The 13,181-nt window shown below is 47.9% G+C and carries 18 protein-coding genes; 6 read left to right on the top strand and 12 right to left on the bottom strand.

Going from position 1 to position 13,181, the window contains the following annotated elements; translation table 11 throughout:
- Positions 1-487: Tn3 family transposase (locus A8707_RS24255; protein WP_156518854.1), on the top strand; the 487-nt coding region annotated here is incomplete at its 5' end.
- A 194-nt stretch (positions 488-681) separates the two neighbouring features.
- Entirely contained in the window at positions 682-900 is a 219-nt protein-coding gene (locus A8707_RS24250; protein ID WP_231948447.1) for a glycosyltransferase family protein, read from the top strand.
- 333 nt (positions 901-1,233) lie between these two features.
- Here the strand turns inward: A8707_RS24250 and A8707_RS24245 are convergent, their stop codons facing one another.
- The 7 genes from A8707_RS24245 to A8707_RS24215 form a co-directional block, all read right to left on the bottom strand.
- Positions 1,234-1,911 (bottom strand): response regulator transcription factor, encoded by a 678-nt coding sequence (locus A8707_RS24245; protein WP_068819780.1) that lies wholly within the window; start codon positions 1,909-1,911, stop codon positions 1,234-1,236.
- On the bottom strand, positions 1,908-3,029 hold the full coding sequence (locus A8707_RS24240; protein ID WP_068819779.1) for a sensor histidine kinase: 1,122 nt from the start codon (positions 3,027-3,029) through the stop codon (positions 1,908-1,910). Before A8707_RS24240 ends, A8707_RS24245 begins: the two co-directional genes overlap by 4 nt.
- An 88-nt stretch (positions 3,030-3,117) precedes the next feature.
- A complete protein-coding gene (locus A8707_RS24235; protein WP_068819777.1) occupies positions 3,118-3,819 on the bottom strand; it encodes a molybdopterin-dependent oxidoreductase in 702 nt (233 codons plus the stop codon).
- A gap of 13 nt (positions 3,820-3,832) precedes the next feature.
- On the bottom strand, positions 3,833-4,438 hold the full coding sequence (locus A8707_RS24230; protein WP_068819775.1) for a cytochrome b/b6 domain-containing protein: 606 nt from the start codon (positions 4,436-4,438) through the stop codon (positions 3,833-3,835).
- A gap of 18 nt (positions 4,439-4,456) precedes the next feature.
- Entirely contained in the window at positions 4,457-5,149 is a 693-nt protein-coding gene (locus A8707_RS24225; RefSeq protein WP_068819773.1) for a cytochrome c biogenesis CcdA family protein, read from the bottom strand.
- 28 nt (positions 5,150-5,177) lie between these two features.
- Complete coding sequence (locus A8707_RS24220; RefSeq protein ID WP_068819771.1) at positions 5,178-5,786, bottom strand: thioredoxin family protein; 609 nt, start codon at positions 5,784-5,786, stop codon at positions 5,178-5,180.
- Between the two features lie 117 nt (positions 5,787-5,903).
- Complete coding sequence (locus A8707_RS24215; protein ID WP_197485024.1) at positions 5,904-6,200, bottom strand: pentapeptide MXKDX repeat protein; 297 nt, start codon at positions 6,198-6,200, stop codon at positions 5,904-5,906.
- Positions 6,201-7,037: 837 nt separating this feature from the next.
- Between A8707_RS24215 and A8707_RS24210 the strand changes: the two genes are divergently transcribed.
- The gene (locus A8707_RS24210) at positions 7,038-8,291 is read left to right on the top strand and encodes a GAF domain-containing sensor histidine kinase (RefSeq protein ID WP_068819769.1); all 1,254 of its coding nucleotides are present in this window, start codon (positions 7,038-7,040) and stop codon (positions 8,289-8,291) included.
- Between the two features lie 10 nt (positions 8,292-8,301).
- Here A8707_RS24210 and A8707_RS27705 read toward each other — a convergent pair whose 3' ends face one another.
- The gene (locus tag A8707_RS27705) at positions 8,302-8,541 is read right to left on the bottom strand and encodes a cold-shock protein (protein WP_068819767.1); all 240 of its coding nucleotides are present in this window, start codon (positions 8,539-8,541) and stop codon (positions 8,302-8,304) included.
- A gap of 15 nt (positions 8,542-8,556) precedes the next feature.
- Complete coding sequence (locus A8707_RS30405) at positions 8,557-8,691, bottom strand: hypothetical protein (RefSeq protein ID WP_269452765.1); 135 nt, start codon at positions 8,689-8,691, stop codon at positions 8,557-8,559.
- Positions 8,692-9,112: 421 nt separating this feature from the next.
- On the opposite strand from A8707_RS30405, the gene A8707_RS24200 reads away from it, so the two are divergent.
- Both A8707_RS24200 and A8707_RS24195 read left to right on the top strand, forming a co-directional pair.
- Complete coding sequence (locus tag A8707_RS24200; protein ID WP_231948446.1) at positions 9,113-9,457, top strand: hypothetical protein; 345 nt, start codon at positions 9,113-9,115, stop codon at positions 9,455-9,457.
- Entirely contained in the window at positions 9,412-9,852 is a 441-nt protein-coding gene (locus A8707_RS24195; RefSeq protein ID WP_197485022.1) for a hypothetical protein, read from the top strand. The genes A8707_RS24200 and A8707_RS24195 overlap by 46 nt, the downstream gene beginning before the upstream one ends.
- 467 nt (positions 9,853-10,319) lie before the next feature.
- Here the strand turns inward: A8707_RS24195 and A8707_RS24190 are convergent, their stop codons facing one another.
- From A8707_RS24190 to A8707_RS24180, 3 genes are read right to left on the bottom strand one after another with little or no spacing between them, the layout of a single operon-like run.
- Entirely contained in the window at positions 10,320-11,195 is an 876-nt protein-coding gene (locus A8707_RS24190; protein ID WP_068819761.1) for an NmrA/HSCARG family protein, read from the bottom strand.
- Positions 11,196-11,228: 33 nt separating this feature from the next.
- Entirely contained in the window at positions 11,229-11,540 is a 312-nt protein-coding gene (locus tag A8707_RS24185) for an IS66 family transposase (protein WP_082906491.1), read from the bottom strand.
- 12 nt (positions 11,541-11,552) lie between these two features.
- On the bottom strand, positions 11,553-12,212 hold the full coding sequence (locus A8707_RS24180; RefSeq protein ID WP_156518850.1) for a DUF6444 domain-containing protein: 660 nt from the start codon (positions 12,210-12,212) through the stop codon (positions 11,553-11,555).
- Between the two features lie 283 nt (positions 12,213-12,495).
- Between A8707_RS24180 and A8707_RS24175 the strand changes: the two genes are divergently transcribed.
- Positions 12,496-13,038: a DUF4277 domain-containing protein gene (locus A8707_RS24175; protein ID WP_068819755.1), complete on the top strand. Its 543-nt coding sequence runs from the start codon at positions 12,496-12,498 to the stop codon at positions 13,036-13,038.
- Positions 13,039-13,181: the final 143 nt, after the last annotated feature.

Below are 13,181 nucleotides of genomic sequence, written 5' to 3'. Positions count from 1 at the left end.
CCCTTCGACCTTGCTGCGCAGGTTGGGTAGCTATAGTCGTCGGAATCGCCTCTATCAGGCTTTTCAAGCTTTAGGGCAGGTCGTCCGCACCCTCTTTTTGTTGCGCTACATTTCGGATGCTGGGTTACGCCGTCAAATCACGGCTTGCACCAATATTGTCGAGGACTATAACCGATTTGTGGATTGGCTTTTCTTTGGCAAGCAAGGCGTAATCACAGACAACGACCCGGTGGAGCAAGAGAAACGCCTGAAGTATTTAGATTTAGTCGCGAATGCGGTGATCCTTCAGAATGCGGTAGACATTTCGTTAGCGGTTCAGGCGTTGAGTGCAGAAGGAATGCGAATAGACCGTGCAGCACTCAAGACGCTGAGTCCCTACCTTACCCGTCACCTCAAGCGCTATGGCGACTATGTCGTCGATTTTAAGCAGATTCCTCTGCCCTTGGAGGATGCGATTTCCTTACCTGTTCAGTTGGATGAACTGTAATGGGAGTAAGGCTTTTCAGCTCATCTTGCACTTTTTTGCCCGTATCTCGGCTCAACCCCTAGATTCTTCCCCTTGCCCACAATTCAGGTTTGGTCGTTACGAACTAGATCTGGAGGAATGCCCGCCAGGTCTGGTTTATGACCCCTGGGCTTCAGCACAGTAGCCCCACCCCAAAATGAATGAATCGTTGTCGTATGCCTATGACGTTTCACTTTCGGCTGTTGCGGCGAATTGTGTATGACCAGGTTGGCGGCATTAATGTTAGCTACGATCGTGCCGAGGACTACGATTTGTGTTTGCGATTGTCGGAGGTGACAGTCACTCAGCAAATCCCTAAGCCCCTGTATTTCTATCGACAACATGGGGACAATATGACGAATGACCAATTGGAGCAGATTTGCTGGTCGCATTGAGCGAGTCTATCGGCGCTGAAGCGGCGGGGACTGGAGGGAAAGTATCCGATCAACCTGCGGGTGGTTAGTCAGTTTATTCTGCGACGGCTTCATTGACCGGGTGTAAAAGTTTCTGGGCACGAAAGCGCTCTAGCGTCTGAAAGATTGCCCAGCGATGGGTGGAGAAGACGGGCGCAAAGAGGGAGCACTGCATCCAGAAGATCGACGGGTGAGAGTTGGGTGAAAAGATTCGTTTGTTCTGGAGCGGTAGAGAGGCTGAGATTCGGCGTGAGCGGGATTCCTTGAGAGGTCTAAAGGGATTTGAACACTCAACCTACGCTCAACGACAAAAAGCTATTCTTCTCGCAACGCATATCCGACTCCACGCACTGTCTGAATTAAACGATGTTCATGATGTTCCTCTAGCTTCAAGCGTAAGTATCGAACATAGACTTCAATAATATTGGAATCACCCATGAAGTCATACCCCCAAACGTTTTCAAGAATCTGATCTCTAGTAAAGACTTGCCGAGGATGCCTCAAAAGATACTCTAATAAATCAAATTCTTTTGCGGTTAGCTCGATCGCTCTGGTGCCACGATGCACTTCACGAGTTTTGCGATTCAGCGTTAAGGCTTCAAACTGCAACACATCCTCATCGCCGTCTTGTGTGCGCCGCAAATGGGCACGCACTCTTGCAAGTAGTTCCTCAATGCTAAAGGGCTTGACTACGTAATCATCTGCTCCTGCATCTAACCCAGTGACGCGATCGCCCACTTCATCTCTTGCCGTCAGCAAAATCACGGGCACTTTACTTCCTGTTGACCTCAAGCGGCGACACAATTCGACCCCCGATAAACCTGGAAGCATCCAGTCGAGAATCGCTAAATCAAGGGTTGCTTCACGGGCGAGGGTCAAGCCTGCCATGCCATCGTGCGCGACGCTGACTTGATAGCCTTCGCTAACTAGCTCTAGCTCAATAAATCGAGCGAGTTTCACTTCGTCTTCTACTAAGAGAATGTGGACACTCATAGTTGGGTTTCTAACGTGGGTAGCGTCAATGTAAAGATTGTGCCTGCGCCAGGGTGAGAATCGAGGGAGATTGTTCCTCCCATTTTTTCGATCAGTGTTTTCACGATCGCAAGCCCCAGTCCTGTCCCCCCGGTAGCACGAGCGCGTGACGGATCAATGCGGTGGAAGGGTTCAAACACTAAAGCTTGTTGCGATTGGGGAATCCCATCTCCGCGATCGCACACTTGGATAATAGCGGAGTCATTAACCTGAGTGACTTCAATCAGAATCGAAGTGTCACGATCAGAATAGCGAATGGCATTCTGAATCAGATGATCGATCACTTGCATCAGGTAATCCCGATTTGTCTGAACGCGGATCGGGAAGGGCGTAATTTTGGTCTCGATCGTTCGATGGTCAAATTTTTCGGTCATGCTGGCAATGTCCCGAACAACCTCATTCAGAATCAGCGGTTCTTGAGACAAGGTAATATCAAGGCTTTCTGCCCGTGCCAAGTCGATTAGATCTTGCAAAATCAGCGTTATTCGCTCCGCTTCGGCAGTTGCCATTGCTAAACTTTCCTGTTGAGCTTCGGATAGAGTTTGATTCCGTTTTGAGGTGCGTTGCAAATACCCGTGTACCAGACTGAGCGGCGACCTCAATTCGTGCGCCACATTGCTGATAAATTGGCGTTGCTGATGTTTGACTGCCGCCTGTTGAGCTAACGTGTTGTTCCAGTGGTGCGCCAAAACTCGAATCTCGCTAGGAGCATAACGTGCATTAAACCGTTCGGGAGAGTCATTCGTGGTTGAGGCAGCGACCCATTGCTTAAACTGATGCAAGGGCTGTAGATACTGCCAAATGGCTCCCAACACGGCAATCATCATGACACTCATTGACACTAGAGTAAGCCCAGTTAGGCGATCGACAATCGCAATCCACTGGGTAGACGTAAGATGCTCTGGGTGCATCATCAGTAGCATTTGCACTTCCCACTGGCTGAATGCTTTGTAGGCAATGAGCGCGATCGCGCAGATTCCGACCACACTTGCCATTAATCGAAACTGCAATGAGGCAGGATCAAGAAATGTCTGTCTGTTGCTGACCCGCGTGTTTGGACCCTGATTCAACCGTCTCATGAACTCGCTCGTATAAGATGTGTCATTGGTTTCAGGCTAATCTGAAATCCTAAAAATAGCTTGCTGATTTTGGATGAAGGCAACAAATCTACAATCCTCCGAACCATTCGTATCCTTGATCTTCCCAGTATCCTTTGGTCGGCATCAACTGATTAGTCAGCACAATTTGAGTCACCCATTTGCTTTGTTTGTAGCCTAATTTAATTGGGGAAGCGAGACGCAGCGGCGCACCGTTATCCGCAGACAAAGGCTGGTCATTTTTCTGATATGCCATCAGCGTTTGAGGATGGGTTGCAGAGGCTAAATCCCAACTTTCGTAGTAGCCATCGGCAGATTTGAAGTAAACATATCGGGCACTCGATTTGGGTTGGGCTAATCGGAGTAATTCGTGCAGTCTCACCCCGCCCCACTGCACGATCGCGGACCATCCTTCAACACACACATGCCGAATCACCATTGATGTCAGCGGCAATGTCTGAAGGTCTGTCAAACTTAGCTGTATAGGGTGATTGACTTCACCTTCAATCTGTAAGCGATATTTTGCGGGATCAATTTGTGGAGTTTGATCAAACGTGTTGATTAGAAGTTTATCTGGCTCGATCGCACTGACCGAAAATTCAGGGACAGGTTTCTGGCTGAGTAATAAGGCTTGCGTTGCTTGATTGAGTGGCTCAAAAACTTGTCCAACCTCGCTCGACCCTAGAGTTGAACCGCAGCTACTGAGCAACAAACTGGCACTCGACAATCCAGACCACTGCAACAGGTGACGACGAGAAATCAGCTTAGACATCTTTGAATCATCCCTAAATAAACATCGACCTGACTAAGCGAAGAGTACCAACTTTTAAGGCTAACAACGAATGAATAAATGTAAATAAGATGATGACTGGAACAGCAGCAAAATGAATTGTGCGAAGCGTTTGCCAATTTATAAATGAGTTAGATAACCAATGAAATGAAGCGGGTTTATACATCGCTAAACCAGACGCGATCGACAACAATAAAATCGGAATAATTGCTGTGTAAACCAATCGGTGGAGTGCATAATTTTTGCGTTTAGCATTCTGACTCACCCGCAACGCCTTGACATCACCTCCACTGGCAAATCGCTTCTGCCAACGGCGTGAAATCAGGACATATAACCCATACCACAGCAGATTTAACGCATAAAACCACATCGCTGCAAAATGCCAACTGCGTCCGCCTCCCAACCATCCGCCTAAAGTTAGAAAGTCGGGGAAATGCCAGCCTCCTCGTCCACCAAATACTGGATTTGCGTTATAGATCTGCAATCCACTAAAAAGCATCACGAATAGACTGATCAGATTCGTCCAGTGAAAGATTTTTGCTAACAGTGCCTGAGTTGGAATCGGCGGAGATTTTGGGCGTTTTGCGGGTGTTGCAGTCATGATGAGAGTTCCTGAATTCTAGATCAAAAATGTTGGAAAGAATGGGGCAAGCCAAAGCTGAATTTGAACATCCCAACCCAGCAGGATGGAGAGGGCTGTCACGATTACGATCGCACCCCCTACTTTTTGCAAAACAACACTGTGACGACGTAAGCCCAACAATCGATGGCTGAGTTTGCGCCCACCGTAAGCGATCGCCAGAAGCGGTAATGCTGCCCCAAAGCCATAAGCCAGTAATAAACCAAAAGCGCTCATAACTTGATGATTCACGGCTGCCAGAACTAAAATTCCTCCTAGAACTGGACCGGCGCAGGGTGTCCAGACTAATCCTAACTGCATCCCTAACCAAAACTCTCCCCACAGTCCAATGCGAGGTCGTTCCTTTATCCACTGTTGGATGGGTAAGTAGCTGAACAGGCGATAGCTCCAACCCGAAAATAGCGTGAGAATGCCGAGCATCAGCAGGAGGAAGACCGCGCCATACCGTAAGAAGTTGGCAAATCCTGTCAACCAACTTGCACTGATACCTAACAAACTTCCGGCGACTGCAAAGCCACTGACTAATCCCACCACGAGTGCAACCGGACCATAGCGATGAGACTGAAGTGATCGCCCTACCATAATTGGCAGAATGGGTAGGACACAAGGAGATAGAACAGTCAGAATGCCCGCGAGAATTGCCAGTTGGAAGGAAAGGGTGGATGAGTTCATGACCAAGGAGTGAGCGCCAATCGGAACATTAGTTTTCTTTTAATAGTTGCTGAATCATTTGTTCAGTCGTGTCGTAAGCCCCTTCACCTACATGGTCATAGCGCGTTAAGCCGCGGCGGTCTGCTAGAAATAAGTGCGGCCAATACTCATTGCTGTAAGCCTTCCAGGTTTTGTAATCGTTGTCGATCGGCACAGGGTAAGTTATTTGATGTTGCTGTAGGGCGCGTTTGATGTTGGTTGGCTCTCGTTCAAATGCAAATTCTGGTGTGTGAATGCCAATTACTTTGAGTCCCTGGGCTGCATACTGGCGATGCCATTGAGTGATATGGGGAAGGGTGCGCTGACAATTGATACAGGCAAATGTCCAAAATTGGATTAAGACAACATTGCCTTTGAGATTGGCGATCGTCAAAGGGTCTGAGTTTAACCACTGCTGAATTCCCTGGAAATCTGGGAGTGCCTTTCCCGCAGTAGCCAGACTAGCGGTTTCTAGTTTAGTCGCAGTCGGAGTAGGGAGAGTGGCTGAGATCGGATTCTTTTGTGGAGTCCCTGATTCAAACGTGGTTGCTGCACCTGCGCCCAGGATACCCAGACCCAGATAGAACAGCAGTTGGCGGCGCTGACGGGATTTGTCCATGAGGTTTTCACAAGATGAGGGAGCGATCGACAACTTACACAAGTGCTCACTGAGCGAGTCTGATTTGTAAGCGGTCGATCAATAAACTGAATGCACAACCTTCTTTTAGGTAGACTACTAGGGTTTAGTGGGTGCTTCTTTCTTCATGGCATCACCCTGCTTCATGGCATCACCCTGCTTCATGGCATCGCCATCTTTTTTCATGGCATCACCTTGCTTCATGGCATCACCCTGCTTCATGGCATCGCCATCTTTTTTCATGGCATCACCTTGCTTCATGGCATCGGGTTGAGTGGTGCTGGCGGCACTGGGAACTGGCGCAGATTGCTGAATACTTGGTGTACTGGAGCAAGCAGCAAGGCTACCCATCAAAGCTAAAGTACTGACTAAACCAATAATTTTCCAGTTGATCATGGTTGCTATCCTGTAAGTTAAAGTTTGAGCGATGGAGACATTGCCTGAGAAAGCTTTTGTCTATTTGAAGTATGCTGACTGTGACTGAAGGTTGTCTGAGTTCAATCCATCGTTTTCCTGAATTTATCGCTTGACGGTTCTCAGGTAAAACTCAGCATATTCTCAGGAACTGGTTCATCACTTTAATCACCCTTTAAGCGATTTAATGACTTCAAGATGTAATTGCTAGCAATTTAGCTTTTGAATGGGACTTGAACTCTAGCCGTTCCAACAGGAATTTGACCAGGTAAACGGTAAGCGAGATCGCAAAAATCACTCCCACAATCGCCATTAACCGCACCTGTAATGAAGCACGATCGAAAGCTGTTTATTTCTGCTGATCGGATGCTTTTAAAAGTCTACTCAGCCAACGCATGGCATATACCCACAGTGAATAGTTTGTCGATTTAGGCTAGATTGAACGTCTGAACATCGCTGATAAGCTGACCGACTTTTAGTTTGCACAAACTAGCTTTGGAAACCCTTTTCCCACAGGAAAAAGGCTATCAATCTAGATGAGGGTCAGCTTACTTTCGGATAAATTGCTCACCCAAAGCCCTTTGTGGGTTGTCTAAGTTATAAAATTGAGGGCTGGAAGTGTTTTGTTTGCTCATGATCAATAAAATAATCACTGAACTTGAGTAATTCCTGAGTGACGAATGAAAGACTGCTAGAGATTGGCTCGATCAGTGCTACAACATTAATTTTTGACATCGTTGGTATAGAAACTTGAAGCAAGATTGGTAGAATTGCGCTGCATAGCTGGTCAAATTTGTTGCGCTCTAGAGCGTCTCACTCATGAAAATGGATCTCACCTTACAAGAGCAACGCATCCTAGAATCTTTATCCAAACTCAGCTACCGGACGGATGATCTCACTGGCTATCTCAAAGAAATCACGCTGAACGTCAGTCGTCTATTACAAATCGACTGGTCAACCGTCACGCTTTGTCAAAATGGATTTGAGCGTGTACTAGCCAGCAGTATTGATTTTGAGGGGATGGATCAGCTTTTCTCACTGCACGGATCTGTGACAAATACCGTTGTCACCACTGGGCGAACTTTGACCGTTGAGGATGTGCGGCAAAATTTAGAGATGGGTGAGGCTCCAGACGGATATTTGTGTTATCTCGGTGTACCACTCCGCACTGCACAAGGCGAAACGATCGGCACGATTTGCTCGTTTCATCGGCAGCCGCGTCAGTTTGGCGATTCAGAAATTCGCACCGCAGAACTGTTTGCAGAACGGGCGGCAACGGCGATCGATAACTACCATCTCTATCAATTGCAGCTTCAATTCAATGACCGCCTGGAAACAGAAGTAGCACTTCGTACCGCAGAGTTGAAAGCCGCGCAAACTCAGTTGATGGAGCAAGAACGATTAGCGGCGATTGGAGAATTTGCGGCTATGATTGTGCATGAAATTCGCAACCCGCTCACCACAATGACGATGGGATTAAAATATGCTCAAAAACAGTTGCAGCATGACTTCTCGCAGGAACGGTTAGCGCTCTCAATGAACGAAGCCCATCGCCTCGAACGCTTACTAAGTGAACTACTCACCTACGCAAAACCTCAAACGTTGCGACTTGAGGTATTAGAACTAAACACCTGGCTACAAACTCTATTAAGTTCAATGAGTGAACTACCGGAAGCACAGGGACGGCGCATCAATTTCACGGGTACTTCTGATAAAGTCAGGATCTTGGGCGATCGCGACAAGCTCAAACAGGTAATGATTAATCTTCTCTGCAATGCTTGTGAAGCCAGCCCGGTCGCAGAAGCGGTGAATTGCGAGATTGAGTGTTTAGAAGCAGCCTTCGCGTGTGTTCGAGTCTGCAATCAGGGTGAAGTGATTCCGCCTGAAGTACTGTCGAAACTGGGTCAGCCGTTCTTTTCGACAAAAACAGAAGGGACAGGGCTAGGACTTGCGATCGTCAACCGCATTGTGAAAGCTCACGAGGGGCAACTCTTGATCCAGTCTGATGATTCTGGAACTTGTGTTGCTGTTCAGTTACCGACGAGTCGCACACAGCCGAGTCCAAACGATTGAGTCATCGCAATCAGGATGGTTGTATTTGAACATTTCGAGCAGTCAACCCATAACGACCTTCTACCAACTCGAATTTGACTTGCGTTCCCGCTTGCACAATGCGGTATCCCTCACCAGGAATCGCCGTGAAGTTAAAGAAAACATCTTCACCAGTATCGTCTCTAGAAATCATTCCGCTACCTGCTTTGAGATCAAACCACCTCACGACTCCCTGTAGCACAGGCAAACCACTGGCTCCTAAGGTTGGCACACCGTCAGCCCAGATTTATTGAGGAATGCGAACCTGCTTGACTTCTGGGGTGTTGTACGCCTCGTAGCGGTAGTCCGATCTCGCCTCCATCATTGCTCGTAACTCCTGCCGTAACTCCTGCCGTAACTCTGTAATCGTCGGTCGTCCCACAAAAAACTGAGGTGGAACCCGAAAACTGGACAGGTAAATAAGCTCTAAACCGATACCTGTCTAGGTGTTAAATTTGCTTCAGAGAAAAGTTTTGCTTTCTTCTAAGATCCACATCCTAAATCTTGAAGCTAAAGTTTAGGAATCGTGACGGTCAGAGTTGAGGGTGCAAACCGATGTTAAGCAGCATTTTTGATGCCTTTGTCAAGGAAAGTCCCATCAGTATTAGGGCGAACGCATACGTTTCTTAACACACTATATCTAGCGAATCTAGACTTCGGTAACACTAAAGTGAAGGTTAGACATTCTCAATAAGCACTTGTTGATGAGAATATTCGCAATAGATTACCTCATATCTCGCCCTATTGAGATATTAAGAAACGTATGCGTTCGCCCTACCATCAGTATTATGATGCGTGGGTTGATGGAATCAGTGTTTCGTCCTCAACGACTTGAGGAGATATTTGAGTCTCACTCCAGGCTGCAATACACCCGGGAGCTGTTGTTTTCAAGCCTGGTGGATCTTCTGAGTTTAGTGGTGGGTGGGATTCATCCGTCGGTGAATGCCGCCTACAAAGCGAAAGCAGCCGAACTCAACGTCACTCGAGGCGCGTTGTATCAGAAGCTCAATGGCATCGAAACTCAGGTCAGTGCAGCCCTGCTGCGAGAAACTGCAACTGAGTTAGGGCAATTAATCCAGCAGATGGAGGTCAAAGGCCTCCCTTGCTTGCAGGCTACCAGGTGCAGATTTTGGATGGGAATGCCTTAGCCGCCACCGAACACCGCTTGGAGGTTTTACGGAGTGTGGCAGCCGCTCCTTTACCTGGGAAATCCCTGGTGGTATTCGACCCAGCGTTGCGCTTAGCCGTGAATCTGTTTCCGTGTGAAGATGGACATGCTCAAGAACGACGCTTGTTTGGGCAGGTGCTGGACAGCGTCAAGCCTGGACAGTTGTGGATTGCAGACCGCAATATGTGTACGCGAGAGTTTCTCTGTGGGATTGCCCAGCGACAGTCTGCTTTTGTGATTCGAGACCATCAAAACCTGCCTTGGAAAGCATTAGACGAACTGAAATCAGTGGCTGTCGTTGAAGGGGTCTCAGTAGTAATGGAACCAGATTTTGCCTTAAGAGTATTTCAGCCGCAAATCGATCATTTCTACTAATGTCTTTTGACGGCATACTACACAGGTACTGACTAAAGGGAGTGAAATGAGCAATCGTACAGAAACTTACGCTGTGCGATTTCTCGTTCCACCCCGGGAACGCCTAGATAAGATCGCATCCTTGTGAAAGCCCTCTAGGCATTGAGATGCAGTCGAGTAGGAGTAAGTAGGGAGGCACAATTATTTGTAGGTTGGGTTAGCGATAGCGTAACCCATACAGGCGTTAGGTTTTGTCCCTTAACCCAACCTACGTCCATCTCACATTTAATTCCACTTACTTACTTCAATAGTTCGGACAATTTTCTGAGCAACCGCTGAAACCCTTGGTTTCTCGTTAGTTTAACGACTATGAAAGAGGGCTGAAACCCGCATTCTGTCGTTGCTCATCAAAAATTGCCCGGAGTGTTGTTACTTACAACCCACCTGCGAGTTGCGAAGCCGAGTTCTTGGAGATCGCGAGTTAGGGGTTACTTAGAACTTCCAACAGGTTTTGCCCAGCCCTTTTCGCGCAAGTAAGAGTCAAAATCACTCAGATGAGCAAACTCGCGTTTCAACTGCGCCAAATCTGCCGTGTAGCCAACATTCTCAAACCAGCGATACATGATCGTGACTTCTTCTCCAGCTTGCTGCTCAAATGCTTCAAATGGAATTTGTTGATAGGCGACAGGTTTTCCTAACGCTTGGCTAAATGCAGCCGCGATCTCTGTCATCGTCATGTCTACGCTGGCAAGTTCCAATGCACGATCGAGGAAGTCAGCCCGGCGCTCAAACACTTCAGCCACCATTGCCCCATAGTCTTCTTCGGAAAGCTGCTGCAATTTTGTATCAGGACTGAGCGGCTGCGGAAGCGTCCCGTATTCAACCGCTGGGCGCATCATGTTGTAGTTGTAAAAGAAGAACACCGGACGCAGAATTGTGTAGGGAAAGTTCAGCGAGCGAATATACTCTTCAACTTGAAACTTACTGTCAAAGTGCGGAATACCCGTATTGCGTTCAGCGCTCCCAACCGACGAGTAAACGAAATGCTCAATACCTGCCGCTTTCGCTGCATCAGCCATTGCTTTACCGTTGCGGATTTCGACCTCTACTCCGTCTTTGAAGACCTGGAGCGAAAAAACGCCGGATACTCCTTGCAGCGCCCGATCGAGGGAAGCCCGATCGTCAAAATCACCTTCAACGAGTTCTGCACCTGCTTGCTGAAGGGCTTGAGCAGCAGGCTTATTTTTGTCGCGCACTAAAGCCCGAACTGCAAAGACTCCACGGTGCAAAAGATGACGCGCCACTGCGCCACCTTGATTGCCCGTTGCGCCTGTGACTAGAATGATTTGATTTGAAGTTGCCATTTGTATTTTTCTTGTTTTATAGTTTAGTTGTAACTACTCAGGCTGAAAAGCAGGGGAAATGGGCTGTCCGCAAAATACGCGCTCTAGAGCATCCAAAAGATTGTGCCCCTGCTTTTTGAGCGTGGAAAGATAACCCCGAATGCGACAAAAGATTCGAGCGCCTTCCCCTGAGCGGAAGCCTCCAGAGATCTTCTGCTTGAGTTTCATCATCCGAATATCCCGTTCTGCTTGATTGTTATCAAACGGGACTTGAAAGTCATGCATGAATCTCAAGACCTCAGCTTGATGAGCATAGCAATCCTGAATGAATTGTGAGAGGAGCATCTTGCCCGTGCCGGTTAGCAACCCATCCCATTCTTACAACTGAAATAGGATTGCTATATCTAGCCGCTCCAGCAGATTTCTGGCAGGGGGTTGTTTGGGGCGACTCCCTGCCGATGACAATAACTGATAGTCCATCAGGTACACCATTAAGCCCCTCAACCTGGAACCGTACTGCACTCGATTGGTGACTCTAAGGGGAAATGCCGCTTGATTCATCTCTCCACAACCGCCACAGGGTTTAACTGCCGCTTGATGCTCCTTGACTACGATTTCAATCGGGACTAAATCATGTACCTGACGGCACTGCCATTCCACAATTGGCATCTCGACTAGCGATGCCCCACATTCCTGACAGCGCTCAATCTGGTGTTGCTCAATCTCATCGGGTTCTTCTGTCCATTTCAAGGTGCTGCCAGGATGCCCCGGCTGCCCTCCACTTTTGCGTTCACCTGAGGGGCGCAAGCTCTGGGTTCGTTTCTTGAAACCATCTCCAGACGGTGGTTTACTGCTATTTTTACTGTCTTTACTGGCTTGATTCTCCAAACCTTCGAGCCGCGTTTCCAGCCCTGCAATCACTTCTGCCTGTGCTGTCAGCAAACTCTCTACCAGGGCAATCACAGCCTCTTCTCCCTGCCCATAAGCGGCACGGATCATCCCTCGAAGTCGCTCGGATTGCCCGGATGCTTCTTTCAACTCACAAGCCTCGGTTCTTGACTCTCTCTAATTCAAACGATAACTCAATCATCCCGGTTCGATTTACTATTCATCAAATTTTGCCTGAGTAGTTACGTTTAGTTATTGAAGGCTAAATTAGCAATTCGCTTTTGAAAGATCGTCCCCCAAAGGCTGAGATCTGCAATTTAGGTGTATCAGCGTTTGAGCCATGCAAAGCACGATCGCTAAACTGTAGCTCTAGTGCTCACCGTTCGCCCATTTCTGAGAGAGGTGGTCACATTGGGCTAGAGTCTGTTCGTTCATGAAGAAGCCTGTAGCCGTTACGACCGAACGAGTTGATGACATTCCACTGCTCCTAGCACAGCTCAACCGAATGGGTGTTCAAGAACTGCTGGATCAGCACTTTCCAACGCATGGAAATTGGCAGGGGCTGAGTCTAGGACAGGTCGCCGTCGTTTGGCTCACTCACATTTTGTCGCAAGCTGACCATCGTCTTAATCCTGTTCAAGACTGGGTGGAGCATCATCTTGAGACGATTGGAGTGAGTTTAGGTCAAAACCTGCGGGGACTGGATATGAGCGATGATCGCTTAGAGAGTGTATTGCGATATCTGAGCAAAGACCGTCTCTGGGAACGTTTTGAGCAAGCTTTAAGCCAGCGTCAATTACAAGTCTATGACCTCAATCCTCAACGAGTTCGTCTCGATAGCACCTCGGTCAGCGGGTTTTGGAATGTTAATGAAGCAGGACTATTTCAACGAGGTCATAGCAAGGATCATCGACCTGAGTTGCCTCAACTCAAACTGATGTTAGCAACGCTGGGGAGCATCTCACCTTTGCGATAAGTATAAATGCTTAAACGCAAAACCAGGCTTTTCCAGGTACGAATCGGGGTTGTGTCGCAAATACTTTTTAGTGACAAACGAAGTATTTCGTTCGCATTCCGTTAAGCGCTAATTCCGAAAAGTTCTTCAATAAACTTCACTTG

This window comes from Phormidesmis priestleyi BC1401 (assembly GCF_001650195.1).
In the GTDB taxonomy this organism is placed as follows: domain Bacteria; phylum Cyanobacteriota; class Cyanobacteriia; order Leptolyngbyales; family Leptolyngbyaceae; genus Phormidesmis_A; species Phormidesmis_A priestleyi_B.
Note: the sequence above shows the minus strand (reverse complement) of the source record. Positions and strands in the feature narration are given on the sequence as shown.

What these genes read in the sequence shown, in the direction of transcription:
- A8707_RS24200 (WP_231948446.1), top strand. Translation starts at nt 9,113, where the DNA reads ATGGAATCAGTGTTTCGTCCTCAACGACTTGAGGAGATATTTGAGTCT.
- A8707_RS24230 (WP_068819775.1), bottom strand. Translation starts at nt 4,438, where the DNA reads ATGACTGCAACACCCGCAAAACGCCCAAAATCTCCGCCGATTCCAACT.
- A8707_RS24235 (WP_068819777.1), bottom strand. Translation starts at nt 3,819, where the DNA reads ATGTCTAAGCTGATTTCTCGTCGTCACCTGTTGCAGTGGTCTGGATTG.
- A8707_RS24190 (WP_068819761.1), bottom strand. Translation starts at nt 11,195, where the DNA reads ATGGCAACTTCAAATCAAATCATTCTAGTCACAGGCGCAACGGGCAAT.
- A8707_RS24240 (WP_068819779.1), bottom strand. Translation starts at nt 3,029, where the DNA reads ATGAGACGGTTGAATCAGGGTCCAAACACGCGGGTCAGCAACAGACAG.
- A8707_RS24175 (WP_068819755.1), top strand. Translation starts at nt 12,496, where the DNA reads ATGAAGAAGCCTGTAGCCGTTACGACCGAACGAGTTGATGACATTCCA.
- A8707_RS24215 (WP_197485024.1), bottom strand. Translation starts at nt 6,200, where the DNA reads ATGATCAACTGGAAAATTATTGGTTTAGTCAGTACTTTAGCTTTGATG.
- A8707_RS24210 (WP_068819769.1), top strand. Translation starts at nt 7,038, where the DNA reads ATGAAAATGGATCTCACCTTACAAGAGCAACGCATCCTAGAATCTTTA.
- A8707_RS24250 (WP_231948447.1), top strand. Translation starts at nt 682, where the DNA reads ATGCCTATGACGTTTCACTTTCGGCTGTTGCGGCGAATTGTGTATGAC.
- A8707_RS24225 (WP_068819773.1), bottom strand. Translation starts at nt 5,149, where the DNA reads ATGAACTCATCCACCCTTTCCTTCCAACTGGCAATTCTCGCGGGCATT.
- A8707_RS24245 (WP_068819780.1), bottom strand. Translation starts at nt 1,911, where the DNA reads ATGAGTGTCCACATTCTCTTAGTAGAAGACGAAGTGAAACTCGCTCGA.
- A8707_RS24220 (WP_068819771.1), bottom strand. Translation starts at nt 5,786, where the DNA reads ATGGACAAATCCCGTCAGCGCCGCCAACTGCTGTTCTATCTGGGTCTG.